We start from the raw sequence: 21,692 nt of genomic DNA on the forward strand, positions 1-21,692 counted from the left end.
CCCCGGTACAGCCAACTCACTTGCGATATCAGCGAATTGTGCCGTACCGAACGGCCGGGTCCCGCATCGGGGCGGGCCGGGGGCGGGTGTCGTCAGAACGTTCGACCGATCCGCTGCCACAGCGGCTGGTAGTTGATCCAGGCCACCAGGTCGCTGCCGAGGTGGTCGCGGGTGGTGAGGGCGTCCCGGTGCGAGATGAGCACGGGCTTCCCGGCGGCCCGCGCCAGCAGCTGCACCTGGCAGGCGCGTTCCAGCGTGAGGAACCACCAGGCCGCCGCGTCCACCGAGTCGCCCACGGTCAGCAGCCCGTGGTTGCGCAGGATCAACGCCTTGTGCGGCCCGAGGGCTGCGGCGATCCGCCGGCCCTCGTCCTCGTCCACGACGACCCCGGAGTAGTGGTCGTACAGCGCGTGGTCCTCGTAGAAGGCGCAGGACTCCTGGGTGATCGGCTCGATCGGCTCCCCGAGCGCGGCGAGCGCCCGCCCGTGCGTGGAGTGGGTGTGCGCGACGGCCACGGTGTCGGGGCGGGCCCGGTGCACCGCCGCGTGCACGGCGAACGCGGCCTGGTTGACGTGGAAGCGGCCCTGGACGACCTGGCCGTCGCCGTTGACGAGGATCAGGTCGCCGGGGGCGATGTCGGCGAAGGGCGCGCCGAACGGGTTGACCCAGAAGCAGTCCGCCAGCTCGGGGTCGCGCACGGTGATGTGCCCGGAGACCCCGTCCTCGTACCCGAGCTGCCCGAACAGCCGCAGCGCGCCCGCCAGCCGTTCCCTGCGGTACGTGCGTTCCTCGGCCGGTGAGGCGTGCACGGGCGGCATCGCGAACTGGAGCTGCTCGACGGGGATCGGGGCGGGGTCGGACACGGCGATCTGCTCGGACATGGCGGCTCCTCACGTTCCCAGAGGCGTACAGGACCGGAAGTTACCGCCGGGTGGGGTCGGTGAGAAGGGGTGGGCCCGGGTCAGGTGCCGAGCACCAGATAGGCGAGGGTGAACGAGGAGCGGTAGCCGCCGTAGTAGCCGGTGCGGCGGGCGTCGATCTCGGCCGTCACCTCGGCGTGCAGCGGATGGTCCGGGTTGGCCAGGGCCCAGCGCTGCCCGCGGCCGATCGGGCCCTCGGACTCGAAGAGGTCCCATTCGCGCTCGTCGGCGACGGTGACCTGGAGGGCGCGCAGCCCGACGGACTCCGCCAGCCGGATCAGCTCCAGCAGCGAGCCGAAGTCCCCGGGCTCGGCGCCGATGCCCTCCAGCGCGGCGGGCGTGGGCTCCCGCTGCCAGATCCCCTCGCCGAACAGCACCCGTCCGCCGGGGCGTACGGCGGCGGCGAGGGCGGTGAGCGCGTTCACGGTCGACTCCCGGGCGGTGGCGCCGGGCCAGGCGTGCGAGGAGCCGATGGAGACGGCGAGGTCGTAGCCTGCCTCGGTCCACTCGGCGGCGGGCGTCGGGTGGAACCGCACCCGGTCCGCGAGCCCCCGCTCCCCGGCGAGCTTCCGCCCGCGCGCCACGGCGTCCGGGTCGGTCTCGACGCCGTCCCCGGTGGCCCCGGGCGCGGACTCCACGAGCCGCATGAGCAGTTCGCCCCAGCCGGAGCCGAGGTCCGCGATCCGCGCGCCGGGGGCGGGGTCGCAGGCCGCGATCAGCCGGGCCGCGTGTTCCTCGGAGAGCGGGGTGTTCCAGATGAGGCGGTCGTTCCCGGGGGCGGCGACGATGGCGCGGACTTCTTCGGCGGACATGGTGGAGGAGCCTGGCACGGGCGGGGAGGCCCGTGCCAGGGAATTACCGGCGGCCCCGGCGGTGGATCTCGCTGAGGTCCACGTCGATCGGGAAGGGAACGGACAGGTTCATCTTCTGGTGGTGGATTCCGGTGGGCGTGTAGGTGTGGGTCGCCGGGTCGAGCTCGTAGACGTAGACGACGGGCAGATCGTCGTCGCCCTGCTCGACCCGCCAGAAGTGCTTGACCCCGGCCTCGGCGTACTTGCGCGGTTTGACTCCTCGGTCCCGCTCCAGAGAATCGGGGGACACGACCTCAACGGCGAGGACGACGTCCTCCGGTGCGTACCAGGTCTGGTCCGGCCCGGTGTCCGCCTCCGCGCGGTACACCAGCAGGTCGGGCTCCGGGCGGTTGCTGGTGTCCAGCCTGATGGTCATCTCCCGGTCGACGTCCAGATCCGCGGGGACGTGGGCGAGAAGGGCGGATTCCAGCAGCCACATGGCTCGTGTGTGGAACTTCCGCTGCGGACTCATGAAGACGAGACTCCCGTCGATCAGCTCGGTGTGGGGCGGGAGGCCCGGAATCCGGTCGAGGTCGTCCGCCGTCCAGCCGCCCTCCGGCGGGACCGGCCACCGGTTCGGCTCCTGCTCAAGCCTGTCCTCGGGTGCGGCGCTCATAGTTGCTCCCATACGCCGAAGTCTCGTCTCTTCACTCAGCGTACCCATCCGATACGACAATGCCGCCGCCCAAACGAATGAGCGACGGCATCGGCGTTGACCTGGGGGCTCAGCCGAGCCCGGGAGGGGTCACTCCCACTCGATGGTCCCCGGCGGCTTGCTCGTCACGTCGAGGACGACGCGGTTGACGTCGGCGACCTCGTTGGTGATGCGGGTGGAGATCTTCGCCAGCGTGTCGTACGGCAGGCGCGACCAGTCGGCCGTCATGGCGTCCTCGGAGGAGACCGGGCGCAGCACGATCGGGTGGCCGTAGGTGCGGCCGTCGCCCTGGACGCCGACCGAGCGGACGTCGGCGAGGAGGACCACCGGGCACTGCCAGATGTCACGGTCCAGGCCGGCCGCCGTCAGCTCCTCGCGGGCGATGGCGTCGGCCTCGCGGAGCAGGTCCAGGCGGTGCTTGGTGACCTCGCCGACGATGCGGATGCCGAGGCCGGGGCCGGGGAACGGCTGGCGCTGGACGATCTCCTCGGGGAGGCCGAGCTCCTGGCCGACCATGCGGACCTCGTCCTTGAACAGCTGGCGCAGCGGCTCGACGAGCTGGAACTCGATGTCGTCGGGGAGACCGCCGACGTTGTGGTGGGACTTGATGTTGGCGGTGCCGGTGCCGCCGCCGGACTCCACGACGTCCGGGTAGAGCGTGCCCTGGACGAGGAAGGCGACCTCGGGGCCCTCCTCCTGGAGGATCTCCAGCTGGGCCTGCTCGAAGACGCGGATGAACTCGCGGCCGATGATCTTCCGCTTCTCCTCGGGGTCGGAGACCCCGGCGAGGGCGTCGAGGAAGCGCTTCTCCGCGTCGACGACCTTCAGCTTCGCGCCGGTCGCGGCGACGAAGTCCTTCTCGACCTGCTCGGTCTCGCCCTTGCGCATCAGGCCGTGGTCGACGTAGACGCAGGTGAGCTGGGAGCCGATGGCCTTCTGGACGAGCGCGGCGGCGACGGCGGAGTCGACACCGCCGGAGAGACCGCAGATGGCGCGCTTGTCGCCGACCTGCTCGCGGATGAGGGCGACCTGCTCCTCGACCACGTTGGTGGTGGTCCAGTTCGGCTCGATGCCCGCACCGCGGTAGAGGAAGTGCTCCAGGACCTGCTGGCCGTGGGTGGAGTGCAGGACCTCGGGGTGGTACTGGACGCCGTAGAGCTTCTTCTCGTCGTTCTCGAAGGCGGCGACCGGGACCACGTCGGTGGAGGCGGTGACCGTGAAGCCCTCGGGGGCGGCCGAGCAGGCGTCGCCGTGCGACATCCACACCGGCTGCTCGGTGGGCGTGCCCTCGAAGAGCGTCGAGCCCGCCTTCGTGACGTGCAGCGGGGTACGGCCGTACTCACGGGCCCCGTTGTCGTCGACCGTGCCACCGAGCGTCGTCGCCATCAGCTGGAAGCCGTAGCACATGCCGAAGACCGGCACCCCGGCCTCGAACAGCGAGCGGTCCAGGGACGGAGCGCCCTCCGCGTACACCGACGAAGGACCGCCGGAGAGGATGATCGCGCGGGGGTTCTTGGCCAGCATCTCGGCCACCGGCATGGTGGACGGGACGATCTCGCTGTAGACCCGGGCCTCACGGACGCGGCGGGCGATGAGCTGGGCGTACTGCGCGCCGAAGTCGACGACGAGGACCACGTCGGCCGTGGCGTCGGGGGCGGCGGGGGGTGCTGCTGGCACGGGGCGGCCTTCCGGCGGTGGTGATGAGGGTCGGTTCTTCCGATTCTACCGGCCGTGCGCGGACCCTCCGCCGGGCCGGTGGCGGGGTGCCCCCGCCACCGGTCGCGCCCTGTCGCGTCTCACGATCCGGGCCCCGTTTTGTCGGGGCGGCGGAATCAGGGCCATACTGTCCGCCATGCGTCAGCACACGACCTTCGTCTTTACCTATGGCATCCGGCCCGCCGGCTGCCATGGTCGTGCTGCTTGAGCTACTGACAAGCAACGTTCCAGGCGCCCCGGGCCAGCAGGCCCGGGGCGTTCTGCGTATCCGGGCCCGTTCGCCCCGGGTGGCCTCCGATCATCAGGAGTCACCACCATGAGCAGCATCAGCACCACGGACACCACCACGGCCACCGGCGCCCACACCGACGAGGCCGCCGCCCTGATCGGCGGGGCCCGGGAGCGTATCGACGCCCTCGACGACCGGATCATCGGCCTCGTCCAGGAACGGATGGCCGTCTCGGCGGTGATCCAGGAGGCCCGGATCACCTCGGGCGGCCGCCGGGTCAACCTCTCCCGTGAGACGGCCGTGCTCGGCCACTACAGGGACGCGCTGGGCAAGCCGGGCACCGCGCTGGCGATGACGCTCCTGGAGCTGTGCCGCGGGCGGGTCTGAGGTCCGGCGGGCAACGCGCGGACGGAACGGTTCTCCGCCCGCGCCGCACGGGCCGTATCTGCGTTCGGGGCCCGTCTCACCCGTACGGCGCGTGACCAGGAGCGCGGTGCCTTCGTTGGTCCTGATGTCCGTGCCAACCAGGGGCGGCATCGGTAGGAAACCACGCGTGGCTCCGCCGGGGAGTGTGACGTACTGCAGGTGCGTCGTGGGACCACGACCCGGCGTATGTGACCGGTCCGCAGGGGACAGCAGCCCGGTCACCCCATATGCGGCCGATCCCGGGGACGCCCGGGTCGGCCGCATCGGATACGCCTCCTGGCGGAGGCCCGCTCCCTCCTCCGCCGCTCTCTGCTTCTCAGCTGTGGCGCGCGGCCCGTCGCCGTGCCGCCGTGAACAGCACCAGGCCCGCCGCCAGCGCCGCGGCCGCCGTGCCCGAGGCGATCAGGGCGACCGAGCCCGTCGAGGCGAGTCCGCCGCCGGAGCCTCCGGCCGTGCCCGCCGAGGAGCCGCCGGAGCTGCTGGAGCCGGAGGTGCCGGACGGGCTCTCCTCCGGGTCCGGGGCCGAGGTCGGCGGGGTGGACGGCTCGCCGGAGCCGCCGTCGCCGCCCTCCGTCGCACCGCCGGAGTCGGAGCCGTCGCCCTCACCGTTCAGGATCAGGTACGCCGTGTTGTTGGCCGGCTCCGGGTCGAACGGCAGCTTCGGGTTCTTCAGGAAGGTGCCGCGTACGGTCACCGCGCCGCTCGCGCCGACCATGGCCTTGTCCACCCGCAGCTCGAAGGGCAGGTCGAGGCCCGCCCCGTCCCGCACGGTCATCGAGGTGTTGCAGAAGTAGCGCGGCGCGGGGCTCTTCTGGTCCTCGCGGTACTTTCCGTCGGCCGTCACCGCGCGGCAGCGCTCCGGCTTCGACGTGACCGACGCGCCCTGGGGGACGGTGAAGTCGACGGTGGCGACGTCCTCGCCGGAGCGGATGTGGCCGATCCACGCCGGGCCCTCGTTGCGGAAGCCGATGTCGGCCTTGACGGTGGAGCCCTCGGGTCCGGCCACATCGTCGCCGTACGCCACGAAGTCGGCCGTGTTCTCCGTACGGAAGTCGGCCTCCTGCTGGTTGTCGCCCGGGGTGAGGTCCGTGCTCCTCGCCGCGGCGCCCTTCTTCGCCGGGACCGCCTTCAGCACGCCGCCGCTGCCCCGCTCGGAGGGGGCGCCCGCACGCAGGGCGGTGCGCTGGGCGGCGCTGTTCTCGTGGATGCCGTAGAGGAAGGTGTCGTAGTAGGCGCGCTCGGTGGCCTCCAGCGTCAGCGGGGTCGCCAGCGTGTACGTCGCACCCGCCTCGAAGGCTCCCTCGACGGAGCAGAGCGCCGTGGTCCAGCCGAAGTCGGGCAGGTCCGGGTCGTCCACGCTGTACTCGCAGTTGGAGTACCGCTGCGGGATGTCCAGGCCGCGCGAGTACCGCAGGGTGAGCAGGACGCCGTCGGCGTCCCGGGTGCCGCGGTTGGCGAAGGTGATCGGGGCCTGCTGCTTCTCCCCCGGGGTCAGCTCCGTCCTGAACGGCAGCCGCTCCATCACCAGGTCGGGGCCGCCGACCGTGAGCCGGGTGGTGAACGGCGTGAAGGTGGCGCCGTCCGCCCGGCCGGTCACCGTGATCGTGCCGGTGTCGCCGTTCTCGCTGCCGTCGGCGGCGGTGACGACGAAGTCGGCGGCCGACTGGGAGCCGGGCCGGATGCCCCAGTCCTCGCAGACGGCCTTGGTGCCGGTGATCTCGCAGTCCGGGCTCGCCTCACCGTCGATCTTCACGTCGGCGACGCCCGCGACGCCGCTGAGGTCGAAGGTGAGGGTGAAGTCGCCGTCGAAGCCGCCGTTCTCCTCGTCCTCGGACGGGTTGTCCAGGGTGATCCCGACCCTGGAGGACTTCGGCTTACCGCTCTCCGGGTACGGGTGCAGGGCCGTCTCGGCCGGGCCGCCGAACGTGAACACCGGCGTGTCCACGGCCTGCGCCGGGGCGGCCGCCCCGGCGAGCGAGGCCGCGGCCAGCAGGCCTGCGGCGGCGAGCGAGCCGGCTGCGCGGTGCAGCACGGTTCTCGGGGAACAGCGTGTCATCGGGGACCTCGGAGAGTCGGCGGGAGCTGTGGGGCTGCTGTGGCAGGTGACGCGGTACGGGTTGGACCGCACAGTTCCCCGAACAGTTGCCCTCCCCAAGATCACGGATTGGGTACGGGGGTGTTCCCGACGCCCTTCACGTCCGCGCCGGCCTCCGCCGTGTCCTTCGGCGGCACCACGGGGATCCCCAGGAACGGCAGCTTCAGCGCGCCGAACGCCTCCTTGGGCACGGCGGGCGTGCGCGGTGCGACCGGGGCGAGCCGCTCGTAGGCCGCTTCCTGCTCCGGGCGCGGGTCCGCCTCGCCCTTGTTGGGCCAGAGCGACATCGCGCGCTCGGCCTGGGCGGTGATGGTCAGCGACGGGTTGACGCCGAGGTTGGCGGAGACGGCGGAGCCGTCGACGACGCTGATGCCGGGGTGGCCGTAGAGGCGGTGGTACGGGTCGATGACGCCTTCCTCGGCGCTCGCGCCGATCGGGCAGCCGCCGAGGAAGTGGGCGGTGAGCGGCGTGCCCATCAGCTCGCCGACGTTGGACCCGGCGAAGCCGTTGATCTCCTCGGCGAGCAGGGTGGCACCGAGAGTCGCCTCCGGGATCTGCGTCGGGTTGGGTGCGCCGTGGCCCTGGCGGGCGGTGAGCAGGCCCTTCCCGACGCCGCCCGGTTTGCGGTACGTGGTCAGGGAGTTGTCCAGCGACTGCATCACCAGGCCGATGATGGTGCGCTCGGACCAGCGGCGGTTGGAGAGCGAACGGGCGGCGAGCATGGGGTGCTTGATCATGTTGGCGATCCAGCCGCGCACCCGGTGGGCCCCGTAGGGGACCTGGAGGATCGTCATCGCGCCCATGGCGTTGGAGCCCCGGCCGTAGCGGACGGGCTCGATGTGGGTGTTGTCGTCGGGGTGGATCGACGAGGTGATCGCGACGCCCCGGGTGAAGTCGGCCTTGGCGGTGCCGTGCTTCCTGCGGTAGCGGCGGTCGCTGGTCTGGGCGCCCACCAGACCCTCGGAGTTGGTCCGGGTCAGCTCGCCGAGCTTCGCGGAGAGCCGGGGCAGCAGCCCCCGGTCCCTCATGGTGTGCAGGAGGGTCTGGGTGCCGTACGTCCCGGCGGCGATGACGACCTTGCGGGCGCGCAGCTTCGTGGGCTTCGCCCGGCGGCGGCGGTCGGTGGGGACGGTCAGGACCCGGTGGCCGCCCTCGGGGTCCTCGGTGACGGCGACGACGGAGGTCATCGGGTGGATGACCGCCCCGGCCTGCTCGGCCAGGTAGAGGTAGTTCTCGTTGAGGGTGTTCTTCGCCCCGTGGCGGCAGCCCGTCATGCACTCGCCGCACTCGGTGCAGGCCTTGCGGTCGGGGCCCGCGCCGCCGAAGTACGGGTCGGGGACGGTGCCGCCGGGCTTGGCCCGCGCGGTGCCGTCGGCGTCCTTGCCGTCGCCGAAGAAGACGCCGACCGGGGTCATGTGGAAGGTGTCGCCGACGCCCATGGTCTGGGCGACGGCCTTGAGGTGGATGTCGGACGGGGTCATGGTCGGGTTGAGGCGGACCCCGAGCATCCGGCGCGCCTGGTCGTAGTACGGCTTCAGCTCGTCCTGCCAGTCGGTGATCGAGGCCCACTGGCGGTCCTCGAAGAACGGGGCGGGCGGCACGTACAGGGTGTTGGCGTAGTTGAGCGACCCGCCGCCGACTCCGGCCCCGGCGAGCACCATGACGTTGCCGAGGAGGTGGATGCGCTGGAGGCCGAAGAGGCCGAGGGCCGGGGCCCAGAGGTAGTTCTTCAGGTCCCAGGAGGTCTTGGGGAGCGTGCCGGGGGTGAAGCGGCGGCCCGCCTCCAGGACACCGACGCGGTAGCCCTTCTCGGAGAGGCGGAGCGCCGACACCGCGCCCCCGAAGCCCGAGCCGACGACCAGGACGTCGTAGTCGTACGCGGCGTCGTCCTCGGCCGGGACATGGCTCACGGCCTGTTTCTGGGCAGGGCTGTCCTGGGACATGGCACTCCTCGGAACGGAATCGGTACGAAAGGGGCGTGCTGCGGTGGCTCAGCGCAGCCGGAACGCCTTCATCACCTTGAGGCTGCTCGTCATGAACGCGGCGTACTTCTCGTCGTCCATCCCGAAGGCGGGCGCGAGCGGGATCAGCCGCTGCTGGGCCACGGTCTGGGCCTCGGTGTACTTGAGGATGCCCTCGGAGCCGTGCCGCCGGCCGAGGCCGGAGTCCTTCATGCCGCCCATCGGGGACTGGACGCTGCCGTAGGCGGGGGCGTACCCCTCGTTGATGTTGACGGTGCCGGTGCGCAGCCGGGCGGCGACCTCGTGACCGCGCTTGGAGTCGGTGGTCCAGACGCTGGAGTTGAGACCGTACGGGGTGGCGTTGGCCAGCGCGATCACCTCGTCCTCGTCGCTGAAGCGGTAGATCGCGACGACCGGCCCGAACGTCTCCTCGCCGCAGACGGCCATGGGGGCCTCCACACCGTCGAGGATGGTCGGCTCGTAGAACAGCGGGCCGATGTCGGGGCGGGCGACGCCGCCGGCGACGAGGGTCGCGCCCTTCTCGACGGCCTCCTCGACATGGCGCGCGACGGTCTCCAGCTGGCGTTCGCCGACGAGGGAGCCCATGTCGGCCCCGTACGCGAGGGAACTGCCGAGCCGCATGGCCTTCGTCCGGGTGGCGAAGCGCTGTACGAAGTCGTCGGCGATCGACTCGTGGACGTACAGCCGCTCGATGGAGATGCAGAGCTGTCCGGCGGAGGAGAAGCAGGCGCGGACGGCTCCGGCGGCGGCCTTCTCGACGTCGGCGTCCTTGAGGACGAGCATCGCGTTCTTGCCGCCGAGCTCCAGCGAGACGCCGACCAGGCGGGAGGCGGCGCCGACGGCGACCTCGCGGCCGGTGCGGGTGGAGCCGGTGAAGGAGACGTAGTCGGCCCGGCTGACGACCTCGGGGCCGACGACCGGGCCCTCGCCGAGGACGACCTGGAAGACCTCGGCGGGCAGTCCGGCCTCGATCAGCAGGTCGCGGGCCCACAGGGCGGTGAGCGCGGTCTCGGTGTCGGGCTTCATCACGACGGCGTTGCCGGAGACGAACGCGGGCAGCGCGTCGCCCACGGAGAGTTCGAGCGGGTAGTTCCAGGGGGCGATCTGGCCGACGACGCCGCGCGGCTGGCGCAGTTCGGTGACCTTGGTGAGGGTCGGGACGACGCCGGTGTGGCGGCGGGGCTTGAGGTAGGAGGCGGCCTTGCGCCCGTAGTGGCGGGCGGCGACGGCGACGGCCTGCACCTCCTCGTGGGCGTGCAGCCGGGCCTTGCCGGTCTCCAGCTGGATGAGGTCGAGGACCTCGGACTGGCGGCTCAGGACGAGGTCGTGGAAGCGCAGCAGGACGGCGGCCCGCTGCCGTACGGGGACGGCGGCCCAGACGGGCTGGGCGGCGCGGGCCCGGTCGAAGGCGGTGGCCACGTCCTCGGGGGTGGACTCGGGCAGGTCGGCCAGCTTCTCCCCGGTGAAGGGGGTGTGGTTGGCCGTTCGGCCCGACCCGACGACCCCGCGGATCAGCTGGGCGATCACCTCGGGGGTGACCACGTCGGCGGCCGTGCGCACCCCGGCGGGGGCGACCGCCACGGGGTTCGTACCGAGAGGGGCGTCAGGGGCCTGCGAGTCCGTCATGGGGCCGAGAGTATGTCCAGCCGGAGCCTTTGGGTACCCGTCGGTAACAGTTTTTCACAGGACCCGCCACCCCTGTGCGGCACCACCCTCGAACGAGCCAGTGATCGCTGGCGACATAACCGCTGATCAGTGGCGTTGCGGCCGACCGACCGACGGCGGTCGGCCCGCGACCCTCAGGAAGCGTGAATTTTCAGCCCCTCGGTCACCTCGGCGAAGATCGCATCCCCGTCCTTCGCCGCCTCCCCCTTCGCGGGCGTCCTCACCCGCACATGCCAGTAGGGGTCGCTCTTCTTCTCGCCGGGGATCAGCAGCTCCCGGAAGCGCAGGCGCACCGGATCGTCGTCGGACGAGGCGTAGGGGATGTACTCGGTGGTCATCTCGATCGCCTTGCGCCCCTGGTGGGTGGTGTCCTTGTACGTGACGGAGGCCTCCTCCATCTGGGTGCCGCTCGTCCCGCCCTTCTCGTAGTACGCCTTGCGGGCCTCCGGGTCGGCGCCCGGGTTGTCGTCCATGGAGTCGGCGTCGCTCTTCGGGGCGCGGTGCCAGAAGTCGATCTCGAAGACACCGCTGGGGTCGGCGTACCAGACCAGTTCGCCGTCGTCGTCCTGGACCCGCTTGTACTCCTCGGGCACCGCCACGTCCGCCGACAGGACCTCGTTCTCGGGCCGGATCTGCCAGTTCTCCGGCGGTCCGTCGCCCGCGAACGGGTTCAGCAGCACCAGCACGAGCGCGACCACCACCGCCAGCGCCCCGCCGCCGAGGGCGAACTGGGCGGCCCGGTTGCGGTGCAGCACCGGCGGCACCCACTTGCTGCCGCCGCCGCTGCCCGTGGCGAACGCGCCGTACGGGGAGGTCGCCGGGGCCGGGGCCGGAACGGCCAGTTGCTGGAGCGTCCGGCGGACCTCGGCGGCCGGCGGGCGCGCGGCGGGGTCCTTGCGGAGCAACTGCATGACGAGCGTGCCGAACGCGCCGGTGCCCCGGGCGGGCGTCTGCGGTTCGGCGGACAGCACGGCCTGGAGGGTGGCCGGGGTGTGCGAACGGCGGTACGGGGACATCCCCTCGACCGCCGCGTACAGCACGACGCCCAGCGACCACAGGTCCGACTCCGGTCCGGGGCGCTGTCCGAGGACCCGCTCCGGCGCGATGTACTCCGGTGAGCCGATGAACGCGCCGGTCTCGGTGAGCCGCTGCTCGCCCTCGATCTGCGCGATCCCGAAGTCCGTGAGGACGACCCGGTCGCCGGTGCCGAGCATGACGTTGTCCGGCTTGACGTCCCGGTGCAGGATGCCGATCGCGTGGGCGGCGTTGAGCGCGTCGAGGACCGCGAGGCCGATCCTGGCCGCCTCGCGCGGGTCGAGGGTGCCTTCCTGGAGGCGGTCGCCGAGCGACGGGCCGCGCACCAGCTCCATGACGATCCACGGCTTGCCGTCCTCGATCACCACGTCGTGGACGGTGACGACGGAGGGGTGGTCGATCCGTGCGGCGGCCCGTGCCTCGCGCTGCATGCGCTGGTGCACGGTGGTGTGTTCACGCTCGCCGAGATGGTCCGGTACGCGCGGCTCCTTGACGGCCACCTCGCGGTCGACGACCTCGTCACGGGCCCGCCACACCGTGCCCATCCCGCCGTGCCCGAGCCGCGCGATCAGCCGGTAGCGCCCGCCGATCAGCCGGTTCGCCGCCTGGTCCGGCGCGGTCGCCGGAGGGGCCGGGGAGGGGATGTGCGCCGGGGGCGCGGGGTGCGGTGCGCCGAAGCCGCCCGGAGCGTGCGGTGGCTGGAGTCCGTAGCTGGTGGGCTCGTCGGCCCGTCCCCCGTGATCTGTCATGCGCACCATCCTGGTTCACGTCCGGGGCGCGGCACCACCGGGGTAGGTCACCGGGTACGGAGCCGTGACCGTACAGCAACCCGCGCGGGGCACGGGCCTGTCGGGACGCCCGTCCTCACTGCTGCGGCTGCGGGGCGCGCCAGCTGCGGAGCATGATGTCGAACTTCTCCCGGCTGGCCTCCCAGCCCTCCTGCGGGGCGGTCAGATATAGCGCGTACTCGGGGCCGCCGGGACCGCCGTAGTACATCTGGTCGATCCCGTGCCGGGGTCCCGCGTGATCCTTGGTCTCGTTCCAGGTGAACTCCCAGAGGGCTCCCGGCCGGTCGCGGAAGGTGTTCTTCTCCATCCCGATCCGCTGGTAGCCCGGCAGCCGCGTGGAGAGCTGCTCCTCCATGTTCTCCATGTGCAGATACGGATGGTCGAAGTCCGGGTCGGGGTCGACGCTGATGCGTATCCGGTGGGCCCCGTCGTCCGGGGTGTAGTCGATCTGGCCCTCGTTCACCTGGCGCTCCCAGCCCTTGGGCACGACGAGGCTGAAGCCGGCCGGGTCGTCGACCCGGTGCCAGCCGTCGGGTACCTCCGATGCGGGGATGGTGGGCTCCGGGGTGGTCCCGGGCGCGGACGGCGTGCTTCCGGCGGCCGTACCGCCGCTCGCGCCGGGCGGGGTGCCCGAGCCCTCCCCGTACTTCATCGCGATCAGTCCGGCCGCGCCGCCGAGGACGGCCGCGGCGACGACCACGACGAGCACCGTGCGCCACCGGGATCGGGCGCGCCGGGTCACCGGGGCGGAGGCGGGCCCGGGGTCCGGGGCGGGACGGTCCGAGGCGGTCGAGGCGGAGGGGATGGTCGCTCCGGGCAGCCGGGCGGTGGCGCCGTCGGAGCGGGGCGGACCGGCCGGAGTGCCGGAGCCGCTGCCGTCCCCGTAGCCGTAGCGGGACTCCTCGGGGAAGCGCTGGGTCGGCACATGCGCCTGGGCGGCCCGGGGTTCGCGGCCCTCCATGGCGTCCAGCAGCATCTGCTCGGTCTGCGCGGCCGTGGGCCGCTCGGCCGGGTCCTTGCGGAGCAGCGCGGTGATGACGGCCCCGAGCGGACCGGCGTTGACCGGGGCGGGCGGCTCCTCGGTGACGACGGCCTGCATGGTGGAGATCGGGGACGTACGGCGGAACGGGGAGGTCCCCTCGACCGCCGTGTACAGCGTCGCCCCCAGCGACCAGAGGTCGGAGGCGGGTCCCGGGTCGCCGCCGCGTACCCGTTCGGGGGCCAGGTAGTCGATGGAGCCGACCAGTTCGCCAGTGCGGGTGATGGTGGAGTCGCCCTCGATCGCGGCGATCCCGAAGTCGGTCAGGAGCACCTGCCCGTCGCGGGCCAGCAGGACGTTGCCGGGCTTGACGTCCCGGTGGAGGACCCCGGCGCCGTGGGCGGCGCGCAGGGCGCTCAGCACGTGCAGCCCGATCCGGGCCGCCTCGCGCGGGGCGACCTCGCCGCTCTCCTTCGCCTGGTCGGCGAGCGAGGGCCCGTCGACGTACTGCATGACGATCCAGGGGCGGTTGTCGTACTCGATCACGTCGTGGACGGTGACGACGCCGGGATGCGTGATGCGCGCCGCCGCCCGGGCCTCCTTCTGCGTCCGGGCGTGCAGGACGAGCCGGTCGGCCTCGGCGACGTACAGCCCGGCGGTCAACTCCTTGACGGCGACCGTGCGGTGCAGCACCTCGTCGTGGGCGCGCCAGACCTTGCCCATGCCGCCCCGGCCGAGGACGTCGCCCAGCCGGTAGCGCCCCGCCAGCACCAGTCCCGCGTCCGTGCCCTGTGATCGATCCACGTGAAGTCCCCGCCCCGTTCCTCGGATGGCCAGATTACGGAGGCGGGGCGCGGCGGGGATACGGGGGATCGCCCACGAGACCGCACTGTGATGGTTGTCGGCACCGCACAACGCCCGCGGTGAGCCGGTGCCGATGACGTGGGGTCAGCCGGCGACCCGGTACGAGGCGATGGCCTGCTCGTAGATCTCGGTGACCCTGTCCCGGTCGCTCTCGGGGCCGATGACCTGGATGACGTGGTACCGGCCGTCGACGATCATGGCGAGGTTACGGACGAACACCTCGCGCCCTCCGCTCTCCTGCCAGGTGAACTGCCCCTCGGCCATGGCCTGCCGGCCGACGTCGACCCGGCGGAGTCCGGACGAGGAGGACCAGCTGGAGTCCCGGAACGGCTGGAGTTCGGGCTCCTTGTCCCGCTGGTAGTCCAGCGGATCGCTGCCGCCCGACTTCACGGTGTCCCGGCCGGGCACCACGAGCAGGGTGAACCCGTCGCTCCCGTAACGGATCTGACGGTCCGCGTTGGCGGGGCTGCGCTGCCAGTCCTTCGGTACGCCGACCTCGAAGCCCTCCGCGTCCTCGCGGAGCGTGTAGCCGGGGGCGAGGGCGGCGGCGGACCGGCTGGTCTGCGGCTGCTGGGAGCCGGGCTCGCCGGATCCGTCCGCCGAACCGGAGGGCTCGGGCTCTGAGGAAGCGGCGGGCGGGGCGGCGGAACCGGTGGGCGCGGGCGCCCCGTTGTCCTGGCCCGGGTCCGTCTTCGGCATGAACATCACGGCGTACGCGATGGCGGCGGCCATCAGCAGGAGGATCAGGACGAGCAGCAGCCGGCCCAGTTTGCGCGGGGATCCCTCGCCCCGGCGCGGGGGTTCCCGCAGCACCCGGGGGCCCTTGGGGGCACGCGGCGCGCGGGCCGGGCGCTCGTCCTCCCAGGTCTCCACGGGCCTGCGCACGGAACGGTCGGGCGGCAGCAGCGACTCATGGCGGTCGTGCTGCTTGCCGCGCTGCTTCGGCGGCTGCTGACGCTTCCCCTGCCGGTGCCTGCCGGCCCCGGCGCCACCGAGCCGGCCCCGGCGCCGCCGGACCAGCTCACCCCGGCGGCGTACGACGGGGAGCCGGGTGGCGTCGGGCGCGGGCAGCGGTACGACGTCCGTGCCCGCCTCGGGCTCCGGCGCGGAGCGCACCAGCGAGCGCAGCCAGCCGCGCAGCTCCTCGAAGTCCGGCCGCTCGGTGGGGTCCTGGCGCAGCAGCGACTCGACGACGGGCCGCAGCGGACCGCACTCCTCCGCGAAGGCGGGCGGCTCGCCGCACACCATCTGGACGAGCTCGGCGGCGTTCTCCTCGGGGTAGGGGGCGTGGCCCTGGACGGCGCGGTAGAGCAGCGCACCGAGCGCCCACAGGTCGGTGGAGGGGCCGATCGGCGGCGCGAGCTGCCAGTTCTCGTGGACCGGGCCCGCCTGCTCGGGGGCCCAGCGCTCGGTGACGGCTCCGACGACGGCGATCCGTGCCTGGCGGGCGCGTTCGGCGGCGAGCGGGGTGGCGGGACCGCGGTAGACGGCCGGTTCACCGCCGCCCGCGACGGCGTCCTCCCAGGCCCGGGTGGTGGTCCGCGCGGCCGGGAGCGGCGCGGTGCGGGCCGGCTCCCTCGCGGCGGAGCCCGGTACGCCGGATACGCCCGGCCGCCGGGAGTCGGCGCGCAGGGCGTCCGCGCCCGATCCGCCAGCGGGGACGGACCGCCCGGCGCCGGGCCCGTCGTCCCAGGTCCCGGCGAGATGGACGCGGCGGCCCGGCGGCCGGGGGCCCTCTTCGTCGTCCTCGTCGTCCTCGTCGTCGTAGGGGTCTTCGCCGGGGGTGCCCCAGGGGGCGGTCAGCCGGGGGGCGACGGGGGTGCCGGGGGCTCCGGTGCCGGAACCGGGGGTTCCGGAAGCGCCGGGGGTACCTGGGTCCGTGGCGTCACCGGCGGCTTCGGCGGTACCTGCGGTTCCGGCGTCCGGGGCCGCTTCGCGTCCGTCCTGCGGCTTCGTGAGGTCGGCCGGGGCGCGGTCGGCCTGCTGGCGGTCCTCGGTGACCCGGGCGGCGGCCCGCGCGCCCGCACGGTACGCGGCGATCGCCCCGGCCCGGGCGGCCCGCAACTGGGCGGCGCTCGCGGCGCCCGGCTCGGCGGGAGGCGGTACGGCGGTGTAGGGAACGGCGGGGGCGGCGGGTCGCGGAACGATCTCCTGCCCGTCGGCCCGCTGCTCCGGGACGGGGTCGGCCTCGCGGCCCGGCGGCAGGTCGTACGGGGCGTAACCGTCGTCGTCCCGGCGCGGCGCGTACCCCTGCGGCAGCGGCGGAACGGGCAGCTCCCGGCCCTCGCGGCTGCCGTAATCGGCGTACTCGTTCGCGTGATCCTGAACGTCGGCGTACTCCTGGACATCCGCGTCGCTCCTGGCCGCCGGGAGCGCATAGGCGCCGCCGCCGAGCTCCCTCGGCGGGGCGGGATCGGGGGCCGGGATGCCGTACGTCGTCGGACCGGACGCCGCCGGACCGGCCACCGGATCGGCGTCGGGCAGCGGTTCGGGGGCGTACCCGCAGAGGGCCTCCTCGGCGGCGCCCGCCGCGAGGCCGGTGAGCATGACGCGGCCGTCGTCGCAGACCAGGACCGTGCGCACGGTGATGTTGCGGTGGGTCCAGCCGTGGGCGTGCAGCACCCGCAGGGCGGTGAGCACGTCGGAGCCGATCTCGGCGGCCCGGTAGGGGGTGAGGGGGCGCTCGGCGAGGAGCGCGGCGAGCGGCCGGGCCGCGACGAGCTCGCTGACTATCCAGAGCGAATCCGCTTCGGCGAAGACGTCGAAGACCTGGTCGAGGCGGGGGTGGTCGGGCACCTGGGCGGCGGCCTGCGCGGCCTCGATCGCCCGTCGGACCGCGGGGTCCGTACTGCGGCGGACCGCCCGCCCGCCGGACCGCCCGGACATCGGGGGCCGCCCGTCGGCGTCGAGCACCTCAGCGTCCACGATCTCCGGCAACGGCACCTGGCGGACCAGGACTTCCTGGCCGCTGTAGGTGTCGAACGCCCGGGTCTCGGCCAGTTCGTACCCGTCGGACGGGGGCAGCGGAAGGCGGTAGCGGTCGGCAAGCACCCGACCCGCGTAGTCGTCCACGACGCCTCCCCAGAGCGCGCTGTTCCCCCGGCCATCAGAGCTGCACGAGTCCGTCAGTTACGGTCGTCCGACGGGCAATTGACCCGCCGTTCCGGCTGCGTACGGTCTCCGGCCTCTTACGATACGTGGCAACGCGGGCCGACGGGCCGGGTCGTGCCAACCCGGCCCGCACAAACGTTTCACACCGGCCCGGATCGGGCGCGCCCGGCGGTCACTTCGTGGGCGTGAAGGTGGCGAACGCCGTCTCGCGCAGCGTCCGGCACTCGGCGCCGTCCCACTCGTCCGCCTTGCAGCTGATCATGATGGAGTAGCCACGCTTGGCGTCCACCTTGAAGCCGCGGTTGAGCACCTTGACCCGGACGCCGTTGTGGCTGCGCTCGAACGTCCAGTCGGCGACGGTCGGATATCCGTTGTACTCGACCTTCTTTATGCTGCCGTGCTGGTAGCCGTCGCTGAGGACCTTGGCGCTGGCGACGGCCCCGCGCCAGGCCGCCGCGGCGTCGTCCTTGGGCGAGCTGTTGAAGTCGACCTGGACCCGGGGGAAGCTGCCCTGCCCGGCGTTGTAGATGCCTCCGGAGTTGGTGCCCGCGATGGCGGTGCGCCGGAAGCCCTCGGGCATCCCCATGGTGAAGTGGAACCGGGTGTCGGAGACCTCCTTGTACCCGGCGGGCAGGGAGTCGCCCGCCGGCTTGTCGCCGCCGTCGCCCTCGTCACCCTTGGGGTCGTCGGTCTTCGGGGCGTCGGAGCCCTCGCCGGACGGGTCCTCGGAGGCCCGGCCGTCGTCCGTTCCCTGGCCCTCCTTCTGGCCATCGCCCTTACCGCCGGACGAACCGCCGCCCGTGTCATCGCCCTTGTCGTCGGCGCCACCGGTCGCGGCCCCGGCCGACGCGGCGGTGTCGCCCTTGCCGCTCTTGTCCCCGTCGTCGCCGCCGAGGGCGAGCGCGAGGACCGTGCCGAGGATGGCCAGCGCGACGACGGCAGCGATGACCGCGAGGGTGCGGCGGGGCACCACGTCGGTGATCGAGGCACGCGTGGAGGCGGCCGAGGACGGCGGGCGCTGTCCGGGCACGGAAGCGTTCGCCGTCACCGCGGACTTCGGGGCGGCGGGTGCGGTGACGGCTCCCTGCGCTCCGGTGGAGGCGGATCCGGCCGCCGCTCCGGCCTTCGTGGCCGGGGCGGGAGTCCCGGGCGGGGACGGGGGCTTGGGCGGGGCGACGGGCGAGCCGGTGGCCGCGGCGGCGGGAGAGCCTGTCGACGCTGCCGCGCCCGCGGCGGCCCCGGCGGCCACCGCCGGGGTCTTGGCGTTGCGCACGGACCGCAGGGCTCCGCGCAGCCGGTCGCGGGCGCCTTCGCCGGACTCGCCCGTTCCGGTGGACTGCTTCGGCGGCTTCGGGGCCTTGGGCTGCTTGGGTGTCCGCTTGACGAGGGGGTCGGCGGCGGGCGTCGGCGGCAGCGCCATGATCTGGGTGGAGTCCGCGGGGGCGGGCGCGGGGACGTCGGGGGCGTTGATGACGTCGTTGAGCAACGCCCGTGCCCCGGCGTCGTCGAGACGCTGTTCGGGGTCGCGGGCGAGCAGCCCGTAGATGACCTCGGTGAGCGGACCGGCGTTCTTCGGCGGGTCGAGCGGTTCGGTCATCACGGCCGTGAGCGTGGCGATGGCCGAGCCCTTGTCGTACGGCGGGCAGCCCTCGACGCTCGCGTACAGCAGTCCGCCGAGCGACCACAGGTCGGCGGGCGGACCGGGCTTGTGGCCGCGGGCCCGCTCCGGCGAGATGTACGAAGGGGCGCCGACGAGCATCCCGGTGGAGGTGACCGAGGGGTCGCCCTCGACCTGGGCGATGCCGAAGTCGGTGAGCACGACGCGCCCGTCCTCGGCGATCAGCACGTTGGACGGCTTCACATCTCGGTGCAGGATGCCCTCGCGGTGCGCCGAGCGCAGGACGTCGAGGATGGCGAGCCCGACCTCGGCGGCCCGCTTCGGCGTCAGCGTGCCGTCCTCGCGGATCGCCTCGGCGAGCGACTTGCCCTCGATCAGCTCCATGACGATCCACGGGCGGTCGTCCTCGTCGACCACGTCGTAGACGGTCACCGCGCTGTTGTTGCGGATCCGTGCGATCGCCTTGGCCTCGCGCAGGGTGCGCGTGATCAGCCGGCGCTTCTCGTCCTCGTCGATCGCCGAGGGGAACCGCAGTTCCTTCACGGCGACCGTGCGGCCGAGCGTCTCGTCGTCGGCGCGCCAGACCGTACCCATGCCGCCCCGGCCGAGCACCTCACCGAGCCGGTAGCGCCCCGCGAGGAGACGACCGTTCTTGTCCCGTTGGGGCTCCCGTGCCTGCTCCGCCTCCGACATGCGTCCCCTCTGCGATCAACCCGCCCTGGCAGAGCGTTCATTGTCCCTCACCCCGGGACCGGTCCTGGTGCCGGGTCCGGGTCCGCCGCACCGCGGCCCACGGAGGGAATCTCCCACAGCCTCCTACCAACCGGGCCTCCCCGTCCAGGCCGGTCCGGCCCGCCTCCCCGCCCCACGAGGCTGACGGGCCCCAACTGCCCCGGAGGCAACAGGCGGTGGCCGCCGTCCGGGGCTCCGCGGGACCTTCCTCAGGTGGACACGATGTCCGGTGCGCCGAGCCGGGCCGCGTCGGCCGTGAGGTCGTCGGGCTGCCGCTGGGACTCCCGCTCGGCCTCCACCCGCTTCTCGTAGTGCTCGACCTCCCGGTCGATCCGGCCCTGGTCCCAGCCCAGCACCGGCGCGATCAGCTCCGCGCAGAGCCGGGCGCTGCGGGTGCCCCGGTCGAAGGTCTCGATGGAGATCCGGGTGCGCCGGGTCAGCACGTCGTCCAGATGGCGGGCGCCCTCGTGGGAGGCCGCGTAGACGATCTCGGCGCGCAGATAGTCGTCGGCGGCGGGCAGCGGTTCGCCCAGGGTGGGGTCGGCGAGGATCAGTTCCAGAATTTCCTCGGTCATTGAGCCGTACCGGTTGAGCAGATGCTCCACCCGGGCGACATGGAGTCCGGTCCGGGCCGCGATCCGGGCGCGCGCGTTCCACAGGGCCTTGTACCCCTCGGCCCCCAGCAGCGGGGTGTCCTCGGTGACGCAGGCCGCGACCCGCTGGTCGAGCCCGTGCACCGCCTCGTCCACCGCGTCCTTGGCCATGACCCGGTACGTCGTGTACTTGCCGCCCGCCACGACGACCAGGCCGGGGGCGGGGTGGGCCACCGTGTGCTCGCGCGACAGCTTGCTGGTGGCGTCCGACTCGCCGGCCAGCAGCGGGCGCAGCCCGGCGTAGACGCCCTGGACGTCGTCCCTGGTCAGCGGGGTGTTCAGGACGGAGTTGACGTGCTGGAGGAGATAGTCGATATCGGCGCTGGAGGCGGCCGGGTGGGCCTTGTCCAGGTCCCAGTCGGTGTCCGTGGTCCCGATGATCCAGTGCCGGCCCCAGGGGATGACGAAGAGGACGGACTTCTCCGTGCGCAGGATGAGGCCGGTGGAGGAGTGGATGCGGTCCTTGGGGACGACCAGGTGAATGCCCTTGGAGGCCCGGACGTGGAACTGTCCGCGCTCGCCGATGAGCCCCTGGGTGTCGTCGGTCCACACACCGGTGGCGTTGACCACCTGCTTGGCCCGGATCTCGTACTCCGTGCCGCTCTCGACGTCCTTGACGAGCGCGCCGACGACCCGCTCGCCCTCGCGGAGGAAGCCGACGACCCGGGCCTGGTTGGCCACGTGGGCGCCGTAGGACGCGGCGGTGCGCACCAGCTCGGTGACGAAGCGGGCGTCGTCCATCTGGGCGTCGTAGTACTGGAGGGCGCCGACCAGGGCGTCCTTCTTCAGCGCGGGGGCGACCCGCAGGGCGTGCTTGCGGGAGAGGTGGCGGTGGACGGGGAGGCCGCGTCCGTGGCCGGAGGAGACCGACATCGCGTCGTACAGCGCGACGCCGGAGCCGGCGTAGAGGCGCTCCCACCCCTTGTGCTGCAAGGGGTAGAGGAAGGGCACGGGCTTCACCAGATGCGGGGCGAGCCGCTCCAGGAGCAGCCCGCGCTCCTTGAGCGCCTCCCGGACCAGGGCGAAGTCCAGCATCTCCAGATAGCGCAGGCCGCCGTGGATCAGCTTGCTCGACCTGCTCGATGTGCCGGACGCCCAGTCGCGCGCCTCGACCAGGCCGGTCGTCAGGCCTCTGGTGGCGGCGTCCAGCGCCGTGCCCGCACCGACCACGCCCGCCCCCACGACCAGCACGTCCAGTTCGCGCTCGGCCATGGCGGCGAGCGCGAGGGTGCGCTCGGCGGGTCCCAGTGTCGCTGTCCTCACTGCTGCCTCCCGGTGGATCGGGGTGGTCGGACACGGGAGTGCCACCCGGCCGAGGGGCCGGCCGCCCGTGTCCACCTCTCGATTCTGTCCGCGCTCCCCGAGTTCAGCCA

General features: G+C 72.9%; 13 protein-coding genes. 1 reads left to right on the forward strand and 12 read right to left on the reverse strand.

Translation table 11 applies throughout. The features are described 5' to 3' along the window. Positions 1 to 92: 92 nt before the first annotated feature. From IE134_RS01615 to guaA, 4 genes are all read right to left on the reverse strand, one after another. Positions 93 to 881, reverse strand: coding sequence for a class II aldolase/adducin family protein (locus IE134_RS01615; protein ID WP_189429422.1), 789 nt, complete (start codon positions 879 to 881; stop codon positions 93 to 95). A gap of 80 nt (positions 882 to 961) precedes the next feature. Beyond that, positions 962 to 1,732 carry an SAM-dependent methyltransferase gene (locus IE134_RS01620; protein ID WP_030709046.1) on the reverse strand — a complete coding sequence of 257 codons (771 nt, stop codon included), beginning with the start codon at positions 1,730 to 1,732 and terminating at the stop codon, positions 962 to 964. A gap of 43 nt (positions 1,733 to 1,775) precedes the next feature. Beyond that, positions 1,776 to 2,387: a Uma2 family endonuclease gene (locus IE134_RS01625; RefSeq protein WP_030709048.1), complete on the reverse strand. Its 612-nt coding sequence runs from the start codon at positions 2,385 to 2,387 to the stop codon at positions 1,776 to 1,778. A 129-nt stretch (positions 2,388 to 2,516) separates the two neighbouring features. After that, complete coding sequence (gene guaA, locus IE134_RS01630; protein WP_098020007.1) at positions 2,517 to 4,103, reverse strand: glutamine-hydrolyzing GMP synthase; 1,587 nt, start codon at positions 4,101 to 4,103, stop codon at positions 2,517 to 2,519. A gap of 355 nt (positions 4,104 to 4,458) precedes the next feature. Between guaA and IE134_RS01635 the strand changes: the two genes are divergently transcribed. After that, entirely contained in the window at positions 4,459 to 4,758 is a 300-nt protein-coding gene (locus tag IE134_RS01635; RefSeq protein ID WP_010058694.1) for a chorismate mutase, read from the forward strand. Positions 4,759 to 5,113: 355 nt separating this feature from the next. Here the strand turns inward: IE134_RS01635 and IE134_RS01640 are convergent, their stop codons facing one another. The 8 genes from IE134_RS01640 to IE134_RS01675 all read right to left on the reverse strand — a co-directional run bounded on the left by IE134_RS01640 (position 5,114) and on the right by IE134_RS01675 (position 21,582). Then, positions 5,114 to 6,853 (reverse strand): peptidase, encoded by a 1,740-nt coding sequence (locus IE134_RS01640; protein WP_098895257.1) that lies wholly within the window; start codon positions 6,851 to 6,853, stop codon positions 5,114 to 5,116. Positions 6,854 to 6,954: 101 nt separating this feature from the next. Continuing rightward, positions 6,955 to 8,835: a GMC oxidoreductase gene (locus IE134_RS01645; protein WP_030709057.1), complete on the reverse strand. Its 1,881-nt coding sequence runs from the start codon at positions 8,833 to 8,835 to the stop codon at positions 6,955 to 6,957. Positions 8,836 to 8,883: 48 nt separating this feature from the next. Then, the gene (locus IE134_RS01650; RefSeq protein WP_098020004.1) at positions 8,884 to 10,500 is read right to left on the reverse strand and encodes a succinic semialdehyde dehydrogenase; all 1,617 of its coding nucleotides are present in this window, start codon (positions 10,498 to 10,500) and stop codon (positions 8,884 to 8,886) included. Between the two features lie 173 nt (positions 10,501 to 10,673). After that, entirely contained in the window at positions 10,674 to 12,323 is a 1,650-nt protein-coding gene (locus IE134_RS01655; protein ID WP_189429424.1) for a serine/threonine-protein kinase, read from the reverse strand. Positions 12,324 to 12,438: 115 nt separating this feature from the next. Beyond that, a complete protein-coding gene (locus IE134_RS01660; protein ID WP_189429426.1) occupies positions 12,439 to 14,145 on the reverse strand; it encodes a serine/threonine-protein kinase in 1,707 nt (568 codons plus the stop codon). A 144-nt stretch (positions 14,146 to 14,289) separates the two neighbouring features. Continuing rightward, a complete protein-coding gene (locus IE134_RS01665) occupies positions 14,290 to 17,277 on the reverse strand; it encodes a serine/threonine kinase C-terminal domain-containing protein (protein WP_189429428.1) in 2,988 nt (995 codons plus the stop codon). A gap of 211 nt (positions 17,278 to 17,488) precedes the next feature. Continuing rightward, positions 17,489 to 19,627, reverse strand: coding sequence for a serine/threonine-protein kinase (locus IE134_RS01670; RefSeq protein WP_189429430.1), 2,139 nt, complete (start codon positions 19,625 to 19,627; stop codon positions 17,489 to 17,491). 248 nt (positions 19,628 to 19,875) lie between these two features. Then, positions 19,876 to 21,582: a glycerol-3-phosphate dehydrogenase/oxidase gene (locus IE134_RS01675; protein ID WP_030709070.1), complete on the reverse strand. Its 1,707-nt coding sequence runs from the start codon at positions 21,580 to 21,582 to the stop codon at positions 19,876 to 19,878. Positions 21,583 to 21,692: the final 110 nt, after the last annotated feature.

This window comes from Streptomyces rubiginosohelvolus (assembly GCF_014649875.1).
GTDB classification, from domain to species: Bacteria; Actinomycetota; Actinomycetes; order Streptomycetales; family Streptomycetaceae; genus Streptomyces; species Streptomyces rubiginosohelvolus.

Coding starts and splice junctions, on each gene's coding strand:
- IE134_RS01615 (WP_189429422.1), bottom strand. CDS start 881: ATGTCCGAGCAGATCGCCGTGTCCGACCCCGCCCCGATCCCCGTCGAG.
- IE134_RS01620 (WP_030709046.1), bottom strand. CDS start 1,732: ATGTCCGCCGAAGAAGTCCGCGCCATCGTCGCCGCCCCCGGGAACGAC.
- IE134_RS01625 (WP_030709048.1), bottom strand. CDS start 2,387: ATGAGCGCCGCACCCGAGGACAGGCTTGAGCAGGAGCCGAACCGGTGG.
- IE134_RS01635 (WP_010058694.1), top strand. CDS start 4,459: ATGAGCAGCATCAGCACCACGGACACCACCACGGCCACCGGCGCCCAC.
- IE134_RS01640 (WP_098895257.1), bottom strand. CDS start 6,853: ATGACACGCTGTTCCCCGAGAACCGTGCTGCACCGCGCAGCCGGCTCG.
- IE134_RS01645 (WP_030709057.1), bottom strand. CDS start 8,835: ATGTCCCAGGACAGCCCTGCCCAGAAACAGGCCGTGAGCCATGTCCCG.
- IE134_RS01650 (WP_098020004.1), bottom strand. CDS start 10,500: ATGACGGACTCGCAGGCCCCTGACGCCCCTCTCGGTACGAACCCCGTG.
- IE134_RS01655 (WP_189429424.1), bottom strand. CDS start 12,323: ATGACAGATCACGGGGGACGGGCCGACGAGCCCACCAGCTACGGACTC.
- IE134_RS01670 (WP_189429430.1), bottom strand. CDS start 19,627: ATGTCGGAGGCGGAGCAGGCACGGGAGCCCCAACGGGACAAGAACGGT.